Origin of the sequence: Burkholderia sp. B21-005, from assembly GCF_020843965.1 — a bacterium.
GTDB classification, from domain to species: Bacteria; Pseudomonadota; Gammaproteobacteria; order Burkholderiales; family Burkholderiaceae; genus Burkholderia; species Burkholderia ambifaria.
The window spans coordinates 257,185-279,832 of record NZ_CP086301.1; the positions used below are offsets into that span (position 1 = coordinate 257,185).

Genomic DNA, 22,648 nt, shown 5'->3' on the forward strand with positions numbered 1-22,648 from the left:
CCGCGGCGGCGAACCGGCCGCCGCCGCGTCCCCGATCGTTACTTGCTGATCTGCGCACCCACGCCGAAGTACGGTGTCGACGACGTGCTCGAGTTCGCCGACGTCTGCGTGACGCCGCCGTTCACCGTGCCCTGGATCAGTGCCGCGTACAGCCCGCCCGTCGCGATCACCACGCCCGATGCGGACGGGTAGCTCGCCCCGCTCGGCGGCTTCGTCGTCGCGTTCAGCAGGCCGGCCGTCGTCTGGCCGTAGTCGAGCGTGAAGCCGTCTTCTTCAGCCTGCGTGGTCGGATTGATGAACGACGCGTTGCTGCCGCGGATCAGTGCGGCCGTGTACTTGAAGTTCGAATCCGCGCCCGCGTAGCCACCGTCGATCGCGCCCGACTGGATCGCACTCGCCGCGCCGAGCACCGCGATGCCCGATTCGTCGTCGACCTTCGCGTCGGTATGCAGCGCGAGGTCGGTGCCCAGATACACGGAGCCCGTGCGGACCACCACCGGCACGGTCGCGCCGTTGAGCTGGCCGATGACCATGTGCGCGGTCGCCGACTTGCCGGTCGCGCCGATCAGCGGCAGTTGCGTCTGCGGCAGGATCTGCGGTGCCTTCGCGCTGTCGAGATAGCCGCCGTTCGCGGTGTTGACGGTCCACGGATCGCCGGTCGTCTGGCAGCCGCCCGCACTCGTCGACGTACACGCGCCGTTCGCATCGAACGTCTCGCTCGAATTCGTGCCCTTCGTCGCGTAGTTGCCTGACGGCACGAGGTGGTAGAGCAGCGCGTTGTACGTGCCCGGCAGCTTCGTGAGGTCGGTCGTCGTGTTCGCGAAGCCGAGGAACGGATAGAAGTCGAAGTGGCGGTTCGGCACCTGGCCGACGTTCTTGAAGACCGGGAGGCCGACCACGCTGATCGTCAGCCCGTCGTACTGGACCGTCGCGCCGGGGATGCCGCCGCCCGCGACACCCATGCCGACCAGCAGCATCGGCGGGTTCGCACGGTTGAAGTCGGCGGCCGTCGAATAGGTCGAGCCGTCCGGCGCCTTGCCCGAACCCGGCGTGAAGACGAACGCGCAGCGCGTCTGCTCCGCGGTCGGCAGCGCGCCGGTCGGCGGGTGGATGACCTTGCCGGTGATCGTGGTGCCGGCGCGGGTCGGCGTGACCGTGCCGGTCGCGAGCGGAATCGGCGATTCGAGCCACTTGAGCGTGTAGGTCATCGCGACCGCGTCGATGTTGACGCTGACGATCTCGCCGCTACCGGCGCCGCCGAGGTACGTGCTCTTCACGATGTCGGCATCGGCCGGGCACAGCGAGCCATTGACGGGCTGCGACGGCGGCGGCCCTTGCGTGCCGCAGTTCGATCCGGAACATTGGGGGGCGTTGATCGGCGCGGGCGAGCCACCGTCCCCACCACCACAGGCAATCAGGAAAGGTGCGATGGCAAAGGCCGTTGCCACCCCCTTCGATAAGGCGTGCGACATGCCGCTGTCTCCAATCGTTTAATTGTGCGAGCTAATGTCGCTGCGCGGATTTTTGCTGTCAATTGATGAACTCGTCTAAAAAAGGCGATTGAAACAAAGCGCGCGTTAGGAATCCTTGCAGGATGGGGTTTTCAGTAAGAATTAAAACGCGTGGAGGGCGGTAGAGTACTGCCGAAGTTGGGCGATTGCCACGCACGGTCGGCTCGCGGAGCCTTCCCGCGTATAACGGCAGTGTTTAAAGCGAGGGTATCCGGTTTATCCCTATTCGGGATTGACAGGAGAAAGGGAGGGCGAAATTAATTCACCGGTAATCGCGCAATGGAAAGCTTGTAAATATTTGTAAATGCGCGAACCGGATTTTATATATTGCTTGCCGCGGGTAAATAAAAAGCCGGCCAGCGGCCGGCTTTGCATCGCGTGCAAGCGGGATCAGCGCGTGAGGCCCGCGTCCTCGGCGGCGCCGATGTTCAGGTTCATGCACTGGATCGCGGCGCCCGATGCACCCTTGCCCAGGTTGTCGAGGCGCGCGACCGTGACGAAGCGCTCTTCGTTGCCGAACACGAACAGGTCGACACGGTTCGTGTCGTTGTTCGCCTGCACGTCGAAGAAGCCGCTGTCGAGATTCGCGTCCGCGTTGAACGGCGCGACGCGCACGAACGGTTCGTCCGCGTAGTACTCGGCGAACACGCGCTGCACGTCCTGCGGCGTCGCGCGTTTCGCGAGCTGTTCGGGCGTGAAGTAGGTCGTCACGGCGAGGCCCTTCAGGAACGGCCCGACGATCGGCGTGAAGATCGGCGCGTGCGCGAGGCCCGTGTGCGCGGCCATTTCCGGCAGGTGCTTGTGCGCCAGCGCGAGCGCATACGGACGCGGGCTCGCGAGCTTGCCGCCCGGCGCCGCGCTTTCGTATTCGGCGATCATCGACTTGCCGCCGCCGCTGTAGCCGGTGATCGAGTAGCTGTGCGCGGCGAAGGTCGGCGCGACGATGCCCGCGTCGACGAGCGGACGCATCGCGAGCACGAAGGCCGATGCGTGGCAGCCCGGCACGGCGATGCGCTTCGACGTGCGAATCTTCTCGCGCTGCGCGCGGGTCAGTTCCGGCAGGCCGTACGCCCAGTCGGCGCTCGTGCGGAACGCGGTGCTCGCGTCGATCAGCGTCGTGTTCGGGTTCTCGACCAGCGATGCCGATTCGCGCGACGCGACGTCCGGCAGGCACAGGAACGTGACGTCCGACGCGTTGATCAGGCGGCGGCGCTCGTCGACGTCCTTGCGCTTCGCTTCTTCGATGCGCAGGATCTCGATGTCGTTGCGCGCCGACAGGTATTCGAAGATCTTGAGGCCGGTCGTACCTTCCTGGCCGTCGACAAAAACTTTGGTGCTCATTTCGCTCTCACTGAATGAAACGGGAGCCGCGGCGCCCTGAAACCGCCATTTTAAGACGTCATCCGGCGGACCTGCACCGCACGGGGCGAAAAAAGACGGCCCGCGGGCCGTCTTGTGTCCCTTTCACGCACCTGCGCCGCGTCGCCCCGCGACCGGCGGCGCGAGCGGGCGGGCGCCCGGGCGCGTTCAGCGGCCGCCGGCCATCCAGCGGGCCGCCGCGTCGGCGACGCGCGCGCCGAACGCCTTCGCGGTCTCGAGGTCGCCGGGCAGCGGGCCCTCGTCGGGCGTCGCGTCCGCCGGCGACTGCGCGAGCAGGCCCGTGAAGCCGCCGACGTAGTTGATGTCGTTGCGCGTGGCCGCCTTCGAGTTAGCCGGCATCATGCCCGTGCCGACCCACACCATCCCATGTTGCATCGCCAGCGTGACGAAATACTGAATCGTCGAGAACTTGTCGCCGTTCATCGTCGCGGAGTTCGTGAAGCCCGCGGCGATCTTGTCCTTCCACTTCTGCGTGAACCACGGTTTCGACGTGGCATCGGCGAATTGCTTGAACTGCGCGGACGGGCCGCCCATGTAGGTCGGCGCGCCGAAGACGATCGCGTCCGCCGCGTCGAGCGCGGCCCAGCCTGCGTCGTCGAGTTCGCCGACGGCGATCAGGCGTGCGGTGGCGCCGGCATCCTGCGCGCCCGCATGGACGGCCTCGGCCAGTTTCTGCGTGTGACCGTAGCCGCTGTGATAGACGATGACGATGTTCGACATGAAGCGTTCTCCGGAAGGGGGCGAAACGGCAGGCGCCGTGGCCTGCCGCGACACGCGCCGCTTGGGCGGCGCGACCGATGCGCGGCGGGATGCCGCGTTCGGTGCAGCCGAGTCTAGCAAGCCGAAATGACGGGAGAAAAGCGTGCGTCGGACACACCGAATTTCGCAGGCGGGGACCATCGCGACGCCGGACGTGCGGCGGCGCGCGAGCGCTTACTGTCCGTAATTGACCGTGAGTCGGGCGGTGCCGATCGTCAGCGTGCCGATCTCATGCTCGAACATCGGGGCGGGGCGCCCTTGCGCGACGCGCAGGTCGGTGCCCTTCAGCGCATAGATAGTGATCACGTAGCGGTGGGGCTTGCCGGGCGGCGGGCACGGGCCGCCGTAGCCGTCGACCCCGAAGTCATTGCGCGCCTCGCTCGCGCCGATGCGCCGCAGGAAGCCCGACGCGCTCGCATCGGCCGGCACGCTCGTGACGCTCGCCGGGATGCCGGCGACGGCCCAGTGCCACCAGCCGTGCCCCGGCGCATCGGGATCGAAGATCGTGATCGCGTAGCTGCGCGTGCCGGGCGGTGGATTGCGCCAGCTGAGCTGCGGCGAACGGTTCTCGCCCTTGCAGTCGCCGCGGTCGAACACGTTCGCGGCGCCGACGCGCCCGCCGGGCGTCAGCTCGTCGCTCGACACGGTGAACGGGCTTTCCGCCCGCGTGGGCAGGGCGGCGAACGCGGCACACGCGGCAGCGCAGAGAAGGGCGACGATGAACGGAGACGGACGACCCGGGCACGCAGGCGAAGTGATCCGGCGATCCACACGCATATGGCGCTTCTCCCGTCACGTAAACCGGGCCGATGCTCCCGGCATTGTTGGCGTTGTGCGTTGCCTGCGCAGCTGATGGCGGCGATGGATCAAGTCTAGCATTAGGGTTCGATGAGCGATGCATGCCGTTGCCTGCAATCGGGAGCGGCCTGATGCGGATCGACGGACGAAAAAAAACCGCTCGCGATCAGGCGAGCGGCTCTTTCAGCCAGGGTGCCGGCGTGCGTGCCGGCGCGGCGTCATTCCTTCGGGGCCGTTGCACCGCCGTGCGCGGCCGACCACTCGGCCGGCGCGTGCAGGAACTTCTCGACTTCGTCGAGCGTCTTGGTCTCGAAGTAGCCCGACGCCTTCGCGACGCGCAGCACGTCCCACCAGGTCGCCAGCGCGTGCAGGTCGACGTCGATGTCCTTCAGGACCGACACGCTTTCCTTGAAGATGTTGTAGTGGAACAGCACGAAGCAGTGGTTCACTGTCGCGCCCGCGGTGCGCAGCGCGTTGACGAAGTTGATCTTGCTGCGGCTGTCGGTCGTCAGGTCTTCCACCAGCAGCACGCGCGAGCCTTCTTCCAGATGACCCTCGATCTGCGCGTTGCGGCCGAAACCCTTCGGCTTCTTGCGCACGTACTGCATCGGCACCATCATGCGGTCCGCGAGCCATGCCGCGAACGGGATGCCGGCCGTCTCGCCGCCCGCCACCGCGTCGATCTGCTCGAAGCCGACGTCGCGCATGATCGTCGTTTCCGCCATTTCCATCAGCGCACGACGCACGCGCGGATACGAGATCAGCTTGCGGCAGTCGATGTAGACGGGGCTTGCCCAGCCGGACGTGAAGATGAACGGTTTTTCGGCGTTGAAGTGCACCGCCTGCACTTCGAGCAGGATTTTGGCGGTCGTATCCGAGATCGACTGACGATCGTAGCCTGTCATGGGCATTCCTTGGGTGATGAGCGAAGAGCGGGCGCGGGCCCGGTGGCGCAGCAAGGGGAACCTGCCGGAGGGGCCGGGGTGCGATCGGCGGGCCGATCGCATCGCTGCGCGCGTAGCCGGCTATTTTACCCGATTCAGGCCGGTTTTCGGCGAACTCGCGCAGCGTTCACCACCGGCGAAACAAACGGGGCGCGATCATCCTAATGCTGATGCCAGGGATGCCGCGGTGCACCAACAGAGGTCATTTAGGGGGTGTACACTAGGCGACCCTTAGAAATCGTTCAGTACTTTGTACTTCCTCTTGCCCACCCGCCAAGGTTCGGTGGCGTGCCGACCCGGCGCGTCGCGAGCCGTCTCGCAGTCGACTATCCCCTCGATCCCGGCAGACGCGGCTCAAGGTGCTGTGTACTGAACCGTCAAAATTTCGCATGTCTCTCGCAGGTCAATCATGGACGAACAACTGAAGCAGGCCGCACTCGCTTATCACCTGAACCCGAAACCCGGCAAGATTTCGGTCACCCCGACCAAGCCGCTGTCGAACCAGCTCGATCTATCGCTTGCCTATTCGCCGGGCGTCGCCGCTGCGTGCGAAGCGATCCACGCCGATCCGCTCGACGCGCAGAAGTACACGTCGCGCGGCAACCTCGTCGGCGTCATCACGAACGGCACCGCCGTGCTCGGCCTCGGCAACATCGGCCCGCTCGCTGCAAAGCCGGTGATGGAAGGCAAGGGCTGCCTGTTCAAGAAATTCGCGGGCATCGACGTGTTCGACATCGAATTGTCGGAGTCCGACCCCGACAAGCTCGTCGAGGCGATCGCGATGCTCGAGCCGACGCTCGGCGGCATCAACCTCGAGGACATCAAGGCGCCGGAATGCTTCTACATCGAGCAGAAGCTGCGCGAGCGCATGAAGATCCCGGTCTTCCACGATGACCAGCACGGCACCGCGATCATTGCGTCGGCCGCGATCCTGAACGGCCTGAAGGTCGTCGGCAAGAAGCTCGCCGAAGTGAAGCTCGTGTGCTCGGGCGCGGGCGCGGCAGCGATCGCATGTCTGGACCTGCTGGTGAACCTCGGCCTGACGAAGTCGAACATCCTCGTTGCCGATTCGAAGGGCGTGATCTACGAAGGGCGCGGCAACCTCGATCCGTCGAAGCAGCGCTATGCGGCGACCACCGACGCGCGCACGCTCGCCGACGCGATCGTCGGCGCGGACGTGTTCCTCGGCTGCTCGAGCGCGGGCGTGCTGAAGCAGGACATGGTCAAGACGATGGGCGACCGGCCGCTGATCCTGGCGCTCGCGAACCCGGAACCGGAAATCCGCCCGGAAGACGCGAAGGCCGTGCGCCCGGACGCGATCGTCGCGACCGGCCGTTCGGACTACCCGAACCAGGTCAACAACGTGCTGTGCTTCCCGTTCATCTTCCGCGGCGCGCTCGACGTCGGCGCGACGACGATCACGGAAGAAATGAAGCTCGCATGCGTGCGCGCGATCGCCGAACTGGCCCAGGAAACCGAGCAGAGCGAGGAAGTCGCGAAGGCGTATGAAGGCCACTCGCTCGAATTCGGGCCGGAATACCTGATTCCGAAGCCGTTCGACCCGCGCCTGATCATCAAGATCGCGCCGGCCGTCGCGCAAGCCGCGATGGATTCGGGCGTCGCCACGCGCCCGATCCAGGACATGGACGCGTACCGCGAGCAGCTCGGCGCGACCGTCTACCGCACCGGCATGGTGATGCGCCCGGTGTTCGCGACGGCGAAGCAGAAGCAGGCCCGCATCGTGTTCGCCGAGGGCGAGGACGAGCGCGTGCTGCGCGCCGCGCAGTTCGTGCTGCTGGAAAAGATCGCGAAGCCGATCATCATCGGCCGTCCGTCGGTCGTCGAGATGCGCCTGCAGAAGATCGGCTCGAAGCTGAAGGCCGGCGTCGATTTCGAGATCGTGAATCCGGAAGACGACACGCGCTATCACCGCTACTGGCAGGCGTACCAGGAGATCGGCGCGCGCGACGGCGTCACGCCGGAAGTCGCGAAGGCCGCGCTGCGCAAGTTCAACACGCTGATCGGCGCGATGCTCGTGCATCTGGGCGATGCGGACGGGATGATCTGCGGGATGATCGACACGTACCACACGCACCTGAAGTTCATCGAGCAGGTGCTGGGCCGTGCGAACGGCGCCGAGCACTACGCGGCGATGAACCTGCTGATGCTGCCGGGCCGCAACCTGTTCATGTGCGACACGTACGTGAACGAAGTGCCGAGCGCGGAACAGCTCGCCGACATGACGATCCAGGCTGCCGCCGAGATCGAGCGCTTCGGCATCACGCCGAAGGCCGCGCTGCTGTCGAACTCGAACTTCGGCAGCGCGCCGTCGTCGTCGTCGCGCCGCATGGCGGAAGCCCGCAAGCTGATCAGCGAGCGCGCACCGAACCTCGAAGTCGACGGTGAAATGCACGGCGACGCGGCGCTGTCCGAAGCGGTCCGCAAGGCCGCGTTCCCGGGCACGACGCTGTCGGGCGAAGCGAACCTGCTGATCATGCCGAACGTCGAAGCGGCGAACATCGCGTACAACCTGCTGAAGATGGTCGGCGGCGAAGGCGTGACGGTCGGCCCGTTCCTGCTCGGCGCGGCGAAGCCGGTCCACATCCTGACGCCGGCCGCGACCGTGCGCCGGATCATCAACATGACGGCGGTTGCCGCCGCGAACGCGAACACGAAGTAAGTTCGCGCCCGCGTGGGCCGCGCATCACGCGCGGCACCATGAAAAACGCCACGGAACTCGCGTTCCGTGGCGTTTTTTTTTGTGTCCTGCGTGCCGCACGGGGCGGGCGTCCCGACCGCGAACGCCCGCCGCGTACCGTTACGCGACCTGCTGGCTCGTCTGCCCGGCCGTCGGCGAACGCCACTGCGCGAGCAGCGTGTTCCACTTCTGGCGCACCGCGCGCAGGTTGTTCTCCTTCACGTGGCCGTAGCCGCGAATGCCGTCCGGCAGCGCCGCGAGCTCGAGCGCGAGCGGGCGGTTGGCCGCGTTCAGCTTGTCGAGCACTTCGCCGATCAGCGCTTCGTACTCGCCGATCAGTGCGCGCTCGGTGCGGCGCTCCTCGGTGCGGCCGAACGGGTCGAGCCCCGTGCCGCGCAGAAACTTCGCCTTCGCGAGCAGCCGGAACGCGGACATCATCCACGGGCCGTACGCCTTCTTCACGAGATGGCCGTGTGCATCCGTCTTCGCGAACAGCGGCGGCGCGAGGTGGAATTTCAGCTTCCAGTCGCCTTCGAACTGCGACGACAGGCGCGCGAGGAACGCAGGATCGGACTGCAGCCGCGCGACTTCGTACTCGTCTTTGTAGGCCATCAGCTTGAACAGATTGCGTGCGACCGCTTCGGTCAGAGGCTCCTGCACGGCGTCGCCGTCCGCCAGCGCGCGTTCGGCCGCCCGCACCCTGTCGACGAAGGCTGCATAGCGCGATGCGTACGCGGCGTTCTGGTACGCGGTGAGGACATCCACGCGCTTCGCGATCAAGGCGTCGACCGCCTTCTTCGTGTGCAGCGCGATCACCGTCGCGCCCTGCACGGGGCGCGCGTCGCCGGCCGCGGCCTGCTTCACGCTTGCGAGGTCGTGCGCGGCGCGGCGACCCCAGTCGAACGCCGCCCGGTTCTTCTCGACCGACACCGCGTTCAGCTCGATCGCGCGTTCGAGCGAGGCGAGCGTGAGCGGCAGCCAGCCTTTCTGCCACGCGTAGCCGAGCACGAACGGGTTCGTGTAGATCGCGTCGCCGAGCAGCGCGACCGCGAAGCGGTTTGCATCGATGAAGTCGACGGCCGTGCCTGCCGCCGCGCGGATGTCGTTTTCGGCGGACACGCCCGGGAACGCCCAGTTCGGGTTCTTGATGAACTCGGCGGTCGGCGTCTGCGCGCTGTTGACGACTACGCGCGTCGTGTCGTGCCGCATCCGCGACGTGCATTCGTCGCCGGCCGTGACGATCGCGTCGCAGCCGATCACGAGGTCGGCTTCGCCCATCGCGATTCGCGTCGCGTGGATGTCCGTCGGCGCGTGCGAAATCTGCACGTGGCTCATCACGGCGCCGCCCTTCTGCGCGAGGCCCGTGACGTCGAGCACGGTCACGCCCTTGTTCTCCAGGTGCGCGGCCATGCCGAGCAGCGCGCCGATCGTGACGACGCCCGTGCCGCCGACGCCCGTGACGAGCACGCCGTAGGCACGATCGATCGCCGGCAGCGTCGGCTCCGGAATCGGCGGCAGCGCGCCGCCGTCGACCGACACGGCCTTCGGCTTCTTCAGCTGGCCGCCCTCGACCGTGACGAAGCTCGGGCAGAAGCCCTTCAAGCACGAGAAGTCCTTGTTGCAGCTCGACTGGTTGATCTGGCGCTTCGTGCCGAATTCGGTTTCGAGCGGCTCGACCGACAGGCAGTTCGACTGCACCGAGCAGTCGCCGCAGCCTTCGCACACCGCGTCGTTGATCACGACGCGCTTCGCCGGATCCGGATACGTGCCGCGCTTTCGGCGGCGGCGCTTCTCGGTCGCGCAGGTCTGGTCGTAAATCAGGATCGTCGTGCCGGCGATCTCGCGCAGCTCGCGCTGCACGTCGTCGAGCTGGTCGCGGTGATGGATCGTCACGCCCGGCGCGAGCAGCGCCTTCTGGCCGTCGTACTTTTCCGGCTCGTCGGTGACGATCACGATCTTCTTCGCGCCTTCGGACGCGAGCTGGTGCGTGATCTGCGGCACCGTCAGCACGCCGTCGACCGGCTGGCCGCCCGTCATTGCGACGGCGTCGTTGTAGAGGATCTTGTAGGTGATGTTCGCCTTCGACGAGATCGCCGCGCGCACCGCCAGCAGGCCCGAGTGGAAATAGGTGCCGTCGCCGAGGTTCGCGAACACGTGCTTTTCGTCCGTGAACGGCGCCTGGCCGATCCACGGCACACCTTCGCCGCCCATCTGGCTGAAGGTGCTCGTGCTGCGGTCCATCCACACCGTCATGTAGTGGCAGCCGATCCCGGCGATCGCGCGCGAGCCTTCCGGCACGTTGGTCGACGTGTTGTGCGGGCAGCCCGAGCAGAACCACGGCTTGCGCTCGGTCTGCACGTGCGGCTTCGCGAGCGCCATTTCCTTCGCGTTGATCACCGCGAGCCGCGCGGCGATGCGCGCGCGCACGTCGGACGGCAGCTCGAACTTCTCGAGGCGCGTCGCGATCGCCTTCGCGATGATCGCGGGCGACAGTTCGTAGTGCGCGGGCAGCAGCCAGTTGCCCATCGGCACCGACCATTCGCCGCCGGCGCCGTCCTTCTCGTCGAACTTGCCGAATACGCGCGGGCGCTGCGCATCGGGCCAGTTGTACAGCTCTTCCTTGATCGCGTATTCGAGGATCTGGCGCTTTTCCTCGACGACGAGGATTTCGTCGAGGCCGCGCGCGAATGCCTGCGCGCCTTGCGCTTCGAGCGGCCACACGCAGCCGACCTTGTAGAGGCGGATGCCGATCCGGGCGCAGGTTTCGTCGTCGAGGCCGAGGTCGCTCAGCGCCTGGCGCACGTCGAGGTACGCCTTGCCGCCCGTCATGATCCCGAAGCGCGCGGTTGGCGAGTCGATCTCGATCCGGTCCAGCTTGTTCGCGCGCACATAGGCGAGCGCCGCGTACCACTTGTAGTCCAGCAACCGCGCTTCCTGCACGAGCGGCGGGTCGGGCCAGCGGATGTTCAGGCCGCCTTCCGGCAAGATGAAGTCGGTCGGCAGCACGATCTCGGTGCGATGCGGGTCGATGTCGACCGACGCCGACGATTCGACCACGTCCGTCACGCACTTGAGCGCGACCCACAGGCCCGAGTAGCGGCTCATCGCCCAGCCGTGCAGGCCGAAGTCGAGATATTCCTGCACGTTGGACGGGAACAGCACCGGCAGCCCGCAGGCCTTGAAGATGTGTTCGGACTGGTGCGCGAGCGTCGACGATTTCGCCGCGTGGTCGTCGCCGGCGAGCACCAGCACGCCGCCGTGCCGTGACGAGCCGGCCGAGTTCGCGTGCTTGAACACGTCGCCGGTGCGGTCGACGCCGGGGCCCTTGCCGTACCACATGCCGAACACGCCGTCGTGTTTCGCGCCGGGGTACAGGTTCACCTGCTGCGAGCCCCACACGGCGGTGGCGGCGAGATCTTCGTTGAGACCGGGCTGGAAGACGATCTGGTGGGAGGCGAGGTGCTGCTTGGCCTTCCACAGCGAGAGGTCGAGGCCGCCAAGCGGCGAACCGCGATAACCGGAGATGAAGCCGGCCGTGTTGAGGCCAGCGGCGCGGTCGCGTTCCTGCTGGAGCATCGGCAGGCGCACGAGCGCCTGGATGCCGCTCATGTACGCGCGGCCGCGTTCGAGCGTGTATTTGTCGTCGAGCGTGACGGACTTCAGCGCGGCTTCAAGCGAAGCGCGTTGGTCTGCGTCTAGCGGGGCATTCATTGAACAGTCTCCTCCACCCAGTTTGGGATCACCAAAGCTTCATTTGCGTCGACGTCTTGTGAACGTCTCGGCAGTGGCCGGCATATTGGCCGATTTTAAGCGATGGTAGCACTGGGATAAACCCGTCGCCCATCGGCCGGCGTGCCGCGCCGCGTCGACGAAACGGCGCGCCGCAATGCGTTACATCATGTAAAAGCATGTAAAGCCGGCCCCATCTTCGTACAAATGCCGTTAATCTTGTCGGCCTGCCGGAGGTGCCCGGCCGCGTCGGCCCGTTTCGACGCAACCGGGGAGGCGCCGGCAGTTTTTAAGGAGGTGCAATGAATACACGTCATATCCAGAGTTTCCTGATCGTGTCCGCGGCGTTTTTCGCGATGACCGGCCCGGTGCACGCGCGAGGCGCGAGCGCACTGGCGGCAGCCGGCGCGCAGATGCGTCAGATCGCGCCGGCGCAGGACGCCGCAGCGCAGGCGGCCGAGCGCGTCATCGCAGCGAAGGCGAGCGTGCGTTGATCCGTTCGCGCGGCCGCCGGGCCGCGCCGAAACGCGCAGAACGACAAAAGGGCGGGAATCGCAAGATTCCCGCCCTTTTTTCTTGTGCCGCCGATGTGCGCGCGGCTGTCCGCGTCAGGCCTTGTCCTGGACCACGCCGCGGCGGATCTGGTCGAGCTCGATCGATTCGAACAGCGCCTTGAAGTTGCCTTCGCCGAAGCCCTGGTTGCCCTTGCGCTGGATGATCTCGAAGAAGATCGGGCCGATCTGGTTCTCGGTGAAGATCTGCAGCAGCAGGTCGTCGCGGGCGCCGTCGATCAGGATCTTGCGCTTCTTCAGCTCGTCGAGCGATTCGCCGTGGTTCGGCACGCGGCGGTCGACCAGCTCGTAATATGTATCGATCGTGTCGAGCAGCTTCACTTCCTTGGCGCGCAGGCCGTCGACCGCGCCGTAGATGTCGTTCGTGCCGAGCGCGATGTGCTGGATGCCTTCGCCGTGATACGCGTCGAGGTATTCCTGGATCTGGCCGGCCGTGTCCGAGCCTTCCTCGTTGATCGGGATCCGGATCTTGCCGCACGGCGACGTCATCGCCTTCGACTTCACGCCCGTCACCTTGCCTTCGATGTCGAAGTAGCGCACTTCGCGGAAGTTGAACAGGCGCTCGTAGAACTCGGCCCATTCCTGCATGCGGCCGCGATGCACGTTGTGCGTCAGGTGGTCGATGTAGGTGAGGCCGTGGCCGGCCGGGTTCGGGTTCGCGCCGGCGATCGGCTCGAAGTCGACGTCATAGATGCTGATGTCGCCGATGGCACCGGGCTGCGCGCCGTTCTTGCCGCGCCAGCGGTCGACGAAATAGATCAGCGAATCGCCGATGCCCTTGATCGCCGGGATGTTCAGCTCCATCGGGCCCGTCTTGTTGTCGAAGCCCCACGCGCCGAGGTCGAGCGCGTGCCGGTACGCCTTCGCGGCGTCCTGCACGCGAAACGCGATCGCGCAGATCGACGGGCCGTGCAGGCGCGCGAAGCGTTGTGCGAACGAATCGGGTTCGGCGTTGATGATGAAGTTGATGTCGCCCTGGCGGTAGACCGTCACGTCCTTGTGGCGATGGCGTGCGATCGCGGTGAAACCCATCCGCTCGAACAGCTGTCCGAGCGCTTTCGGATCCGGTGCGGTGTATTCGATGAATTCGAAGCCGTCGGTGCCGACGGGATTCTCCCAGTTGGGGATCTGCATGCCGTGTCTCCTGTGTGCTGAGCGAGCGGCCGGGGTGAGGTGGGCAGCCCGGCCGGTTTCATGTCGAAGGTGATGCGTGCCGCGGCGCGCGCAACGCATCGCTCCATGCGACAAAGTGTAGCGGGCAGGGGGGAGCGTAAACTTGCGAACTTGATTGTCCGTACCTACGATGGCGCAATTTCAAGTCTCAAAATAATCATTGGAGGGCAGAAAATGGCGCAAGCCGAATTGGATGCCATCGACCGGCGGATTCTCGCGATTCTTCAGGAGAACGGCCGCCTGTCGAACCAGGAGATCGCCGAGCGCGTGAACCTGTCGCCGAGTCCGTGCCTGCGGCGAATCCGACGGCTCGAGGAGATCGGCGTGATCACCGGCTACGTCGCGCTGCTCGATCCGCAGAAGCTCGGGCTCGACCTGCTCGCCTACGTGAGCGTGCGGCTTGAGAAGCGCGGCGGCCTGGCGCCGGTTCGTGCCGACGAGACGTCGGCGCGCGCGGGCGCGACCCACGCGGAATTGTTCCGCGCGGCCGTGCAGACCTGGCCGGAAGTGGTCGCGTGCCATGCGATGACGGGCGACATGGATTACCTGCTGCGCGTGCAGGTCGAGGACATGGCGCACTTCTCCCGTTTCGTGCAGGAGCATTTGCTGCACCACCCGTCGGTGATCGACGTGAAGACGAGCTTTTCGCTCGAGTGCTTCAAGGAGACGACGGCGTTGCCGATCCGGTCGGTGCGCTAGCGCGCGGTGCCGGGAGAAGGGGGCAAGAAAAGAGGGCCGGGCGCCCCGCGGGCAACCCGGTCAGCCGATGTCACGCCGTCAGCGCGGCGGGCATCAGCGATTCGATGAACTTCGACGTGCGGTGCGTCTGGCGCTTCAGCGCATAGTCGAACACCGCGGCCTGTTCCTGCAGCATCTCGGCGAGGATCGTCGAGTGGTCGGCCGGCGGCAGCGACAGGTACGCATCGGCTTCGCCGTATGCGTATTCGATCCGCATCCCGGACTTCTTCGCGATGTGCATCATCGTCGCGTTGCGCGACAGGCAATGCATGTACAGCATCGTCACGCGGGTGTTGCGGCTGCGGATCGCCGCGCGCTCGAACAGCTTCGAGCCGACGCCGCGGCCGCGGGCGCTTTCGAGCACCGACACGCCGAATTCGGCCGTGCGCTTGTCGCCTTCGGCCGGCAGGTACGCCAGGTGGCCGACGCCGATCAGTTCGAGCGCATGGTCGAACACGCCGAACACGGTGTCGCGGCCGAAGTCGATCGTCCGGACATAGTTCTCGATCACGTGGTCGGGCACCATCTGGCCGAAGCGCAGCAGGCGGTCCTCTTCGTCGAGCGAGAGAAAGTGGGTGAGCATTCGCTCACGGTCTTTGGAAGCCAGTTCCCTGACGAGAACCGGCGCAGTACCGGCGTCGCCGACGGCATCGGCGCGGCGGTTGAGTTGCGTGTTCATCGTGGGTTCCTCAGTGTGGTGCTGCACAAGTGTGTTGTGCGATGCAACAGCATTTTACCCGAGCGGGGTTGGGGAAAACCCGTATTTGACGTTATTTGTGCTGAGGGGAAATTCTAAATCCGCTTAGTTCATTTGCTATCTATTTGATTTATAACGGATTAAAAATTCATCATATGAAATGCACGGCGGCCTGTCGCAGTGTACCCGCTGCGCAACGCATGCTGCTGCGCGGCAATCAGGCGCCAGACGACAGCCCGCGCTCCATCAGGTCGATCACCTGTTCGGCGAAGTCGCGGTAGCCGAGGCGGCCGCCCGGCTTGAGCCACGTGAACGTCCAGTTGATCATCCCGAACACCATCATCGTGACCGACGTCTGGTTTTCCTTGGAGATCCGGTCCGGATAGGCGCGCGCGAGCTGGCGCGCGAATGCCGCGACGATGTCGCGCTGGCGGTCCAGCACGATTTCGCGCTGCGCATCCTCCAGATACTTCACGTCGTTGAGCAGCGCGACGTGGCGGCTGTGCGACGTCTCGTACTCGGCGAGGAACGCCCGCACCAGTTCGGCGAACGCGTCGCGCTCGCTGAGGCCGCGCCGCTGGCTGGCGCCTTCGACCTCGGCGATGATCAGCATCAACCGTTTCGTGTAGCGGTCGAGCAGGTCGAACAGGATCGCTTCCTTGCTCTCGTAATAGTGATAGAGACGTGCCTTCGACGTGCCGCTCGCGGTCGCGAGATCGGACATCGACGTGCTCGGATAGCTCGTTTGCGCGAATTTCTCGGCGGCGAGATCGAGGATCTGCTCGCGCTGGGATTCGTGGTCGGGCGCTCGGGTACGGGCCATGGTCGAATGCGAAAGAGTAGCGTTAGCGGGGCGCGGCTGGCGCGCGTACTTGCGTGGAAGAGAGGGCGGCCGGCGCGTCGTCCTGCAGCTCGAGCCGGCCGGCTGCCGCGAGCTCGCGGCAGCGCCACCAGGCGATCGAGTCGCTGACGAACAGCCCGCCGCGGTCGGCGCCGGCCATGATGCCACCGACGACGCGTTGCGCGGGCAGCCAGCTGGGTTCCGCGTGCGCGGCGATTAGCGCGTCGAGATCGGCGTATTGGCCGCTCTTGATCGTGTTGCTCACCCAGTAGCGCAACTCGGCATTCAGATGCTTGGCCTCCTGCCATTCGAGCGCGAGGCGGCCGATGCGCAGCACCGAGACCGGCGCGGCCATCGGCCGTTTGCGGGCGAGCGCCGCCGGCGAGAACATCCCGGTCGAACAGGCCTGGTCGGTGCGGGTCAGCGCCGCGCGCTGCGGCGCGTCGAGGTCGGCGGTCGACAGCCGCACCTCGTTCAGGCGCTGCGGCACGTTGCGCAGGTGATAGGCGACGCGGCGCAGCAGCAGTTTGTCGCCGACGCTCGGCGCGTGCCAGACGACCACCTGGCCCGTGTCCATCGCGAGCTGGTCGAGGCGGGCGAACTCGCCTTCGATTTCCGCGTTCCAGTCGGGAATCTGATCGCCGAGCACGCGCTGCCAGAAGGCGGCGCGCGTGTCGGGCGTCTCGTCGGCGCCCTTCAGTGGCCCGACCGCGAGATCGTCGAGCAATCCGACGACGCGCTCGTCGCGTCCGGCTTGCGCGAGCGCCTCGCGCAACGACGCGGCGGCGGTGCCGCCCTGAATCACGTGAATGGTACTCATCGGCCTGTCATCACACAAAAGAAAACCGCCGGACGGGCGGACGCGATGACGTCCAGCCGGCCGGCGGCCCCTAGTGTAAGCGAGATGTGTGACGACGAGAAACCGGCACGCCGTGCCGGTACGACGCCGCTCAACGCTCGTCGAAGCTTACGACGACCTTGTCGCTGATCGGGTGGCACTGGCACGTGAGCACGAAGCCGTCCTTCACTTCGTGTTCCTCGAGCGTGTAGTTCTTTTCCATCCGGACTTCGCCTTCGACCACCTTCGCCCGGCACGTGCAGCACACGCCGCCCTTGCACGCGTAGGGCAGCGCGAGGCCCGCGCGCAGGCCGACGTCGAGCAGGCTCACGCCTTCGTACGGCAAGCGCAGCTTGCGCTTCTTGCCGTCGAGCACGATTTCGAGGTCCGCGGCCGGCGTCGTGTCGGTGATCTCGACGACGGGGGCGCCGGCCTGCGGCAGCGGCGTGCCGAAGCGCTCGACATGCACCTTCGCCTGCGGCACGCCGGCTGCCTTCAGCGCGGCTTCGGCTGCGTCCATCATCGGGGCGGGGCCGCAGATGAACGCTTCGTCGATCGCGTCGGCGGGCATCAGCGTCGCGAGGAATTCCGTGCATTTCGCCTGGTCGAGGACGCCATTGAACAGCTCGACGTCCTGCTGGTCGTCCGACAGCACGTGATACAGGACGAAGCGGTTCATGTAGCGGTTCTTCAGGTCCTCGAGCTCCTCCGCGAACATGATCGCGTCGACGCTGCGGTTACCGTAGATCAGCGTGAACGTGCTGCGCGGTTCGAGTTCGAGCGTCGTCTTCACGATCGCGAGCACCGGCGTGATGCCCGACCCGCCGGAGAACGCGACGTACTGCTGGCCGTGATCGGCGTTCAGGTGCGTGAAGAAGCGGCCATCCGGCGTCATCACGTCGATCGTGTGGCCCGGCTTCAGCGTGTCGAACGCGAAGTTCGAGAAACGGCCGCCGCGCACGCGCTTGATGCCGATGCGCAGTTCGCCGTCGCGGTCGTAGTCGGTCGTGCCGACACAGATCGAGTACGAGCGGCGCGTTTCCTCGCCGTCGATATGGGTCTTCAGCGTGACGAACTGGCCTTGCGTGAAGCGGTACGCGTCGCGCAGCTCCGGCGGGACGTCGAAGGAGACGGTAACGGCGTCGGCGGTCTCGGGCCGCACGTCGCGGATACGCAGCGGGTGAAATTGCGGAGTCGCCATGATCAATAGGGTTTGAAGTAGTCGAAGGGTTCGCGGCAGTCGACGCAGCGATACAGCGCCTTGCAGGCCGTGGACGCGAATTGCGCGAGACGCTCGGTGCGGGCGGAGCCGCAGCGCGGGCAAACGGGCGCCGCGACCGGCCGCGGCACGAAACGCACGACGGTTTCCCGTGGCGCGGCGCTGCCGCACTGACCGACGGGCGGCGCGATGCCGTAGGCGCGCAGCTTCTCGCGCGCTTCCTGCGTGATCCAGTCGGTCGTCCACGCGGGCGCGAGCACCGTCTCGATCCGGTGCGGCGGCAGGTCGGCGGCCTGCAGCGCGGCGGCGATGTCCTCGGCGATCTGCGACATGGCCGGACAGCCGGAGTAGGTCGGCGTGATCACGACTTCGAGCAGGCCGTCGTCCGCGCGACGGACGTCGCGCAGGATGCCGAGCTCGCGGATCGACACGACCGGGATTTCGGGATCGGGCACCGCTTCGAGCACGTCCCACGCACGCGCGAGCAATGGATCGTTGCGGTGCGCGGCGGGCGTGGCGTCGGCGGGTGTGGCGGTCTGGACGGACATCGTCGGGCTCCGTTGGGTCGGCTGGTTACCAGGTCGCGCCGGGGTGCTGGCGCGCGAGGCTCTGCATTTCCGCGAGCAGGTAGCCCATGTGCTCGGAGTGCTCGCCCTGCTTGCCGGTCGTCACGTGCTGGACGGGCGCCGGCAAGGTGAGCGTCGCCTCCGCGAGCGCATCGTCCACGTCCGCGCGCCACGCGGCTTCGAGCGCGGCCGGTGCCGGGGCGATGCCCGGTGCGGCGACGGCGTCGTCGATTGCGTCGGCCGCGAAGAATTCGCGCGTGTACGGAATCAGGTAATCGAGCGCAGCCTGCGCGCGGCGATGCGATTCGTCGGTGCCGTCGCCGAGCCGCACCAGCCATTCGCGCGCGTGCTGCACGTGATAGCGGGTCTCCTTCACCGATTTCGCGGCGATCGCGGCAAGGTGCGCGTCCGTCGACGTTTCGAGCGCCGTCCACACGTGCAGCATCAGCGTCGCGTAGAGGAAGTTGCGCACGATCGTCACCGCGTAGTCCTTGTCGGCGTGCGCGGTGCCGGCGATCGGGCCGTAGTGCGGCAGTTCGGCGAGCGTGAAGTTCGCGAATTCACGCTCGGTGCGGAAGTACGCGTAATCGTCTTCCGTCTTCGCCGCGCCGTTGAGCTGGCGCTCGAGTTCGGCTGCGTGCGTATACAGCATGCGGGCCTGGCCGATGAGGTCGAGGCTCATGTTGGTGAGCGCGATGTCTTCCTCGAGGATCGGGCCGTGGCCGCACCATTCGGCGTTGCGCTGACCGAGGATCAGCGCGTTGTCGGCAAGGCGCAGCACGTAGGAGAGGTGTTCGGGCGTGATCGTCATGGCGCGGGCGTTACATGTGGTTGACTTCGTCGGGCAGCGTGTAAAACGTCGGGTGACGGTAGATCTTGTCGCCCGCCGGTTCGAACAGCTCGGCCTTCTCGGCCGGATCCGACGCGGTGATCGCCGACGACGGCACCACCCAGATGCTCACGCCTTCCTGGCGGCGCGTATAGACGTCGCGCGCCATGCGCAGCGCCATCGACGCATCGGCCGCGTGCAGGCTGCCGCAATGCTTGTGGTCGAGCCCCTGCTTGCTGCGCACGAACACTTCCCAGATCGGCCATTCCTTGTTCATCACTCTCTCCTGAATCCTGTATTCGATGGTTGCCGCTCAGGCGGCGTGCTGTTCGGCGCGGGCGCGGCGTTTCGCTTCGTGCGCGAGCGCGGCTTCGCGTACCCACGCGCCGTCGTCGTGCGCCTTCACGCGGGTCGCGAGGCGTTCCTTGTTGCAAGGGCCGTCGCCGTTGACGACGCGCCAGAATTCATCCCAGTCGATCGTGCCGTAGTCGTGGTGGCCGCGCGCGTCGTTCCATTTCAGGTCCGGGTCGGGCAACGTCACGCCGAGTACCTTCGCCTGGTCGACCGTCGCGTCGACGAACTTCTGCCGCAGGTCGTCGTTCGAGATCCGCTTGATGCCCCATTTCGCGGACTGGCTGCTGTGGACCGAATCGGCGTCGCTCGGGCCGAACATCATCAGCACCGGCCACCACCAGCGGTTCACGGCCTGCTGGACCATCGCGCGCTGCGCGTCGGTGCCCTTCATCATCGACAGCAGCGCATCGAAACCCTGGCGCTGGTGGAACGACTCTTCCTTGCACACGCGGATCATCGCGCGCGCGTACGGGCCGTACGTGCAGCGGCACAGCGGGATCTGGTTCATGATCGCGGCACCGTCGACGAGCCAGCCGATCACGCCGACGTCGGCCCAGGTCGGCGTCGGGTAGTTGAAGATGCTCGAGTATTTCGCCTTGCCGGCGTGCAGCGCGTCGATCAGCGAATCGCGCGATACGCCGAGCGTTTCGGCCGCGCTATAAAGATAGAGGCCGTGGCCGGCTTCGTCCTGGACTTTCGCGAGCAGGATCGCCTTGCGCTTCAGGCTCGGCGCGCGCGAGATCCAGTTGCCTTCCGGCAGCATGCCGACGACTTCCGAGTGCGCATGCTGCGAGATCTGGCGGACCAGCGTCTTGCGATAGGCGTCGGGCATCCAGTCCTGCGGTTCGATCTTGCCGTCCGCGGCCATGACCGCGTCGAACCGCGCTTGCTCGGGCGACTCGGCTGCGGCGTCGAGCGGCGCGACGTTGCCGGGGATGTCGAGGGATTGCGTGTACATGGCGGAGATTCTCGTCCGGTTGAATGTGTGCGAAGTATAAACCAACCGACCGGTCGGTTAATAAATTTCTTGCGCATTTGCGGCGAGACTGGGGTAAACGAGAGGCGTCGGGGTGCGATCGCCGCGCTGGAAGGCGGTTCGGCGCGTGAGATCGGCGGCTTCTGCGGCACAATGCCCGCTTTCCGATGAGGATTTCGCCGATGTCATTTCGAAGCAGCTTCGTCGCGACCGTGCTGGGCGCGTCCATGTTCCTGTCGCCGCTCGCGGCCTCGGCCGCACCGGCCGGGTGGGTCGCCGCGTGGGCGACTGCCTTGCAGCCGATTCCCGACCTGGCTGCGCCGCCGCCGCTCTATCGTGCGCCCGACGTGGCCGGGCGGACCGTTCGGCAGATCGTCTATCCGACCGTATCGGGACATGCCGCGCGGATTCGCGTGAGCAATGCATACGGTCGCGCGCCGCTGGTGATCGACGCCGCGGGTCTTGCGCGCGCGGGTGACGGCGCGACGCTTGCCGATGGGGCGAGCATGGCCGTGCGCTTCGGCGGCAAGGCGTCGGTGACGCTCGCGCCGGGCCAGGAGCTCGAAAGCGACCCGGTGGCGATCGACGTGACGGCCGGGCGGCCGTATGCAATCAGCCTGCGGATGGGGGCGAACCAGCGGATGACCGTGTGGCACCGCGTGTCGAACCAGTTCAATTACGTATCGGCGCCGGGCGATCACGTGAACGACCCGGGTGCTGGCGCATTCCGCACGCGCTTTACCCAGTATGCGTGGGTGACCGAATTGGCCGTCGAGGCCGGTGCCGCGCGGGCGAGTGTCGCGGCGATCGGGGACTCGATCACCGATGGGCTGCGCTCCAGTCTGAACCGCAACCGTCGCTGGCCGGATGCGCTGACGCTCCGGCTGACCGCGGCAGGTTCGAATACGCTCGGCGTGGTGAATCTCGGGATTAGTGGCAACCGGCTGCTCAGCGATTCGGCGTGCTACGGCACGTCGCTCGCGTCGCGGTTCGAGCGCGATGCGCTTTCGCGCGCGGGGGTGAAGGCGGCGATCGTGCTGATCGGCATCAACGACATCAACTTCGCGGCGATGCCGCCGCGTGCGGGGCTCGATTGTGACAACCCGCATACGCTGGTCACGGCCGAGTCGTTGATCGACGGCTACCGCCGGTTGATTGAGGCCGCGCACCGCCAGGGCGTGAAGGTCTTCGGTGCAACGCTTACGCCTGCGGCATTGCCGGCCGGGCGCGAGGCGATCCGGCTTGAGGTGAACCGATGGATTCGGAGCGGCGGCGGGTTCGACGGTGTGGTCGACTTCGATGCTGTGCTGCGCGATCCGGCGCGCCCGAGCGTGCTGCTGCGCCGATACGACAGCGGTGACGGCATTCACCCGAGCGACGCCGGCTACACGGCGATGGCCGACGCGGTGCCGCTGGAGCGGCTGCAGGCCGCGGCCGGCGGCAAGTGAAATCGCCTAATACATATATATAGAGAGAGTGCGACCAGCCGCCGGCTGCTTCAGGATCGCGGGCGGTGCGTAGTCCGTCGAACCCCAAGCCCCCGTGCGCGGCAGCGCACGGGGGCTTTTTCAAAATATTTTCACAAAGGGGCTTGCGGAGACGGGGTGGGGTGCTTAGAATCACGCCTCTTTCGCGCTAACGGAAACGCGGCGCGGGAGGGAAGGGAAGCGGTGCTGTCGAGGGTAGGTTGTAGGAGCCCCGGCGCACACGAAGTTGAACCCCCGCCGTCGCAACGAAGCAGTTCAGAAAGTTGTTGACGAGCGAAGAAAGACGGTTCATAATCTCGCTTCTCTGCTGCTGAAAACGCAGCGCTGCTGGGAAACAGAAGGTTTCTCGCAGAAATGCTCTTTAAAAATTAACAGCCGATAAGTGTGGGCGCTTGATGGAAGCGAGCTGATCCTCGGATCAGATAGCGAAAGTATCAAGAGTCTCACACTAAAGTAAGTCAGGTTTATGAAGCAATTCATATTCCTGTCAGCTTTGAGTGAGCGACCGGTTCTTAACCGAACCGAAAACAGTAACAGGT

General features: G+C 66.1%; 19 protein-coding genes. 4 read left to right on the plus strand and 15 right to left on the minus strand.

The window, feature by feature from the left end:
• Window positions 1-38: 38 nt before the first annotated feature.
• The 5 genes from LMA02_RS01150 to LMA02_RS01170 all read right to left on the minus strand — a co-directional run bounded on the left by LMA02_RS01150 (window position 39) and on the right by LMA02_RS01170 (window position 5,353).
• Window positions 39-1,472: a DUF2957 domain-containing protein gene (locus tag LMA02_RS01150; RefSeq protein ID WP_228906530.1), complete on the minus strand. Its 1,434-nt coding sequence runs from the start codon at window positions 1,470-1,472 to the stop codon at window positions 39-41.
• Window positions 1,473-1,901: 429 nt separating this feature from the next.
• Window positions 1,902-2,852, minus strand: coding sequence for an N-acetyl-gamma-glutamyl-phosphate reductase (gene argC, locus LMA02_RS01155; RefSeq protein WP_228906532.1), 951 nt, complete (start codon window positions 2,850-2,852; stop codon window positions 1,902-1,904).
• Window positions 2,853-3,038: 186 nt separating this feature from the next.
• The gene (locus LMA02_RS01160; RefSeq protein ID WP_175723782.1) at window positions 3,039-3,611 is read right to left on the minus strand and encodes a flavodoxin family protein; all 573 of its coding nucleotides are present in this window, start codon (window positions 3,609-3,611) and stop codon (window positions 3,039-3,041) included.
• Window positions 3,612-3,824: 213 nt separating this feature from the next.
• Window positions 3,825-4,427, minus strand: coding sequence for a YbhB/YbcL family Raf kinase inhibitor-like protein (locus LMA02_RS01165; RefSeq protein ID WP_228906534.1), 603 nt, complete (start codon window positions 4,425-4,427; stop codon window positions 3,825-3,827).
• Window positions 4,428-4,666: 239 nt separating this feature from the next.
• Window positions 4,667-5,353 (minus strand): orotate phosphoribosyltransferase, encoded by a 687-nt coding sequence (locus LMA02_RS01170; RefSeq protein WP_069746497.1) that lies wholly within the window; start codon window positions 5,351-5,353, stop codon window positions 4,667-4,669.
• A gap of 448 nt (window positions 5,354-5,801) precedes the next feature.
• On the opposite strand from LMA02_RS01170, the gene LMA02_RS01175 reads away from it, so the two are divergent.
• A complete protein-coding gene (locus LMA02_RS01175) occupies window positions 5,802-8,072 on the plus strand; it encodes an NADP-dependent malic enzyme (RefSeq protein ID WP_228906536.1) in 2,271 nt (756 codons plus the stop codon).
• 138 nt (window positions 8,073-8,210) lie between these two features.
• Here LMA02_RS01175 and LMA02_RS01180 read toward each other — a convergent pair whose 3' ends face one another.
• Window positions 8,211-11,801, minus strand: a complete 3,591-nt coding sequence (locus tag LMA02_RS01180) for an indolepyruvate ferredoxin oxidoreductase family protein (protein WP_228906538.1) — start codon at window positions 11,799-11,801, stop codon at window positions 8,211-8,213.
• 320 nt (window positions 11,802-12,121) lie between these two features.
• Between LMA02_RS01180 and LMA02_RS01185 the strand changes: the two genes are divergently transcribed.
• Window positions 12,122-12,313, plus strand: coding sequence for a hypothetical protein (locus LMA02_RS01185; RefSeq protein WP_228906540.1), 192 nt, complete (start codon window positions 12,122-12,124; stop codon window positions 12,311-12,313).
• A 114-nt stretch (window positions 12,314-12,427) separates the two neighbouring features.
• Here the strand turns inward: LMA02_RS01185 and hppD are convergent, their stop codons facing one another.
• A complete protein-coding gene (gene hppD, locus LMA02_RS01190) occupies window positions 12,428-13,525 on the minus strand; it encodes a 4-hydroxyphenylpyruvate dioxygenase (protein WP_228906542.1) in 1,098 nt (365 codons plus the stop codon).
• A 213-nt stretch (window positions 13,526-13,738) separates the two neighbouring features.
• Here hppD and LMA02_RS01195 point away from each other — a divergent pair, with 213 nt between their 5' ends.
• A complete protein-coding gene (locus tag LMA02_RS01195; RefSeq protein ID WP_011655746.1) occupies window positions 13,739-14,263 on the plus strand; it encodes an Lrp/AsnC family transcriptional regulator in 525 nt (174 codons plus the stop codon).
• 70 nt (window positions 14,264-14,333) lie between these two features.
• On the opposite strand, the gene LMA02_RS01200 is transcribed toward LMA02_RS01195, so the two are convergent.
• The 8 genes from LMA02_RS01200 to paaA form a co-directional block, all read right to left on the minus strand.
• On the minus strand, window positions 14,334-14,981 hold the full coding sequence (locus tag LMA02_RS01200) for a GNAT family N-acetyltransferase (protein ID WP_006752459.1): 648 nt from the start codon (window positions 14,979-14,981) through the stop codon (window positions 14,334-14,336).
• A 235-nt stretch (window positions 14,982-15,216) separates the two neighbouring features.
• On the minus strand, window positions 15,217-15,822 hold the full coding sequence (locus tag LMA02_RS01205; RefSeq protein ID WP_006752458.1) for a TetR/AcrR family transcriptional regulator: 606 nt from the start codon (window positions 15,820-15,822) through the stop codon (window positions 15,217-15,219).
• 22 nt (window positions 15,823-15,844) lie between these two features.
• Window positions 15,845-16,660, minus strand: coding sequence for a DUF1835 domain-containing protein (locus LMA02_RS01210; RefSeq protein ID WP_228906544.1), 816 nt, complete (start codon window positions 16,658-16,660; stop codon window positions 15,845-15,847).
• Between the two features lie 130 nt (window positions 16,661-16,790).
• Window positions 16,791-17,879: a 1,2-phenylacetyl-CoA epoxidase subunit PaaE gene (paaE, locus tag LMA02_RS01215; protein ID WP_228906546.1), complete on the minus strand. Its 1,089-nt coding sequence runs from the start codon at window positions 17,877-17,879 to the stop codon at window positions 16,791-16,793.
• A gap of 2 nt (window positions 17,880-17,881) precedes the next feature.
• The gene (paaD, locus tag LMA02_RS01220) at window positions 17,882-18,445 is read right to left on the minus strand and encodes a 1,2-phenylacetyl-CoA epoxidase subunit PaaD (protein WP_006752455.1); all 564 of its coding nucleotides are present in this window, start codon (window positions 18,443-18,445) and stop codon (window positions 17,882-17,884) included.
• Window positions 18,446-18,470: 25 nt separating this feature from the next.
• Complete coding sequence (paaC, locus tag LMA02_RS01225; protein ID WP_228906548.1) at window positions 18,471-19,274, minus strand: 1,2-phenylacetyl-CoA epoxidase subunit PaaC; 804 nt, start codon at window positions 19,272-19,274, stop codon at window positions 18,471-18,473.
• Window positions 19,275-19,284: 10 nt separating this feature from the next.
• On the minus strand, window positions 19,285-19,569 hold the full coding sequence (gene paaB / locus LMA02_RS01230) for a 1,2-phenylacetyl-CoA epoxidase subunit PaaB (protein ID WP_006752453.1): 285 nt from the start codon (window positions 19,567-19,569) through the stop codon (window positions 19,285-19,287).
• Window positions 19,570-19,605: 36 nt separating this feature from the next.
• Window positions 19,606-20,604: a 1,2-phenylacetyl-CoA epoxidase subunit PaaA gene (gene paaA, locus LMA02_RS01235; protein WP_121860356.1), complete on the minus strand. Its 999-nt coding sequence runs from the start codon at window positions 20,602-20,604 to the stop codon at window positions 19,606-19,608.
• A gap of 200 nt (window positions 20,605-20,804) precedes the next feature.
• Here paaA and LMA02_RS01240 point away from each other — a divergent pair, with 200 nt between their 5' ends.
• A complete protein-coding gene (locus tag LMA02_RS01240; protein ID WP_228906550.1) occupies window positions 20,805-22,070 on the plus strand; it encodes an SGNH/GDSL hydrolase family protein in 1,266 nt (421 codons plus the stop codon).
• The last annotated feature ends 578 nt before the right edge of the window (window positions 22,071-22,648 follow it).

Coding starts and splice junctions, on each gene's coding strand:
- paaD (WP_006752455.1), bottom strand. CDS start 18,445: ATGTCCGTCCAGACCGCCACACCCGCCGACGCCACGCCCGCCGCGCAC.
- paaA (WP_121860356.1), bottom strand. CDS start 20,604: ATGTACACGCAATCCCTCGACATCCCCGGCAACGTCGCGCCGCTCGAC.
- LMA02_RS01165 (WP_228906534.1), bottom strand. CDS start 4,427: ATGCGTGTGGATCGCCGGATCACTTCGCCTGCGTGCCCGGGTCGTCCG.
- paaE (WP_228906546.1), bottom strand. CDS start 17,879: ATGGCGACTCCGCAATTTCACCCGCTGCGTATCCGCGACGTGCGGCCC.
- LMA02_RS01205 (WP_006752458.1), bottom strand. CDS start 15,822: ATGGCCCGTACCCGAGCGCCCGACCACGAATCCCAGCGCGAGCAGATC.
- LMA02_RS01200 (WP_006752459.1), bottom strand. CDS start 14,981: ATGAACACGCAACTCAACCGCCGCGCCGATGCCGTCGGCGACGCCGGT.
- hppD (WP_228906542.1), bottom strand. CDS start 13,525: ATGCAGATCCCCAACTGGGAGAATCCCGTCGGCACCGACGGCTTCGAA.
- LMA02_RS01180 (WP_228906538.1), bottom strand. CDS start 11,801: ATGAATGCCCCGCTAGACGCAGACCAACGCGCTTCGCTTGAAGCCGCG.
- LMA02_RS01195 (WP_011655746.1), top strand. CDS start 13,739: ATGGCGCAAGCCGAATTGGATGCCATCGACCGGCGGATTCTCGCGATT.
- LMA02_RS01210 (WP_228906544.1), bottom strand. CDS start 16,660: ATGAGTACCATTCACGTGATTCAGGGCGGCACCGCCGCCGCGTCGTTG.
- LMA02_RS01170 (WP_069746497.1), bottom strand. CDS start 5,353: ATGACAGGCTACGATCGTCAGTCGATCTCGGATACGACCGCCAAAATC.
- paaB (WP_006752453.1), bottom strand. CDS start 19,569: ATGAACAAGGAATGGCCGATCTGGGAAGTGTTCGTGCGCAGCAAGCAG.
- LMA02_RS01150 (WP_228906530.1), bottom strand. CDS start 1,472: ATGTCGCACGCCTTATCGAAGGGGGTGGCAACGGCCTTTGCCATCGCA.
- paaC (WP_228906548.1), bottom strand. CDS start 19,274: ATGACGATCACGCCCGAACACCTCTCCTACGTGCTGCGCCTTGCCGAC.
- LMA02_RS01175 (WP_228906536.1), top strand. CDS start 5,802: ATGGACGAACAACTGAAGCAGGCCGCACTCGCTTATCACCTGAACCCG.
- LMA02_RS01240 (WP_228906550.1), top strand. CDS start 20,805: ATGTCATTTCGAAGCAGCTTCGTCGCGACCGTGCTGGGCGCGTCCATG.
- LMA02_RS01185 (WP_228906540.1), top strand. CDS start 12,122: ATGAATACACGTCATATCCAGAGTTTCCTGATCGTGTCCGCGGCGTTT.
- argC (WP_228906532.1), bottom strand. CDS start 2,852: ATGAGCACCAAAGTTTTTGTCGACGGCCAGGAAGGTACGACCGGCCTC.
- LMA02_RS01160 (WP_175723782.1), bottom strand. CDS start 3,611: ATGTCGAACATCGTCATCGTCTATCACAGCGGCTACGGTCACACGCAG.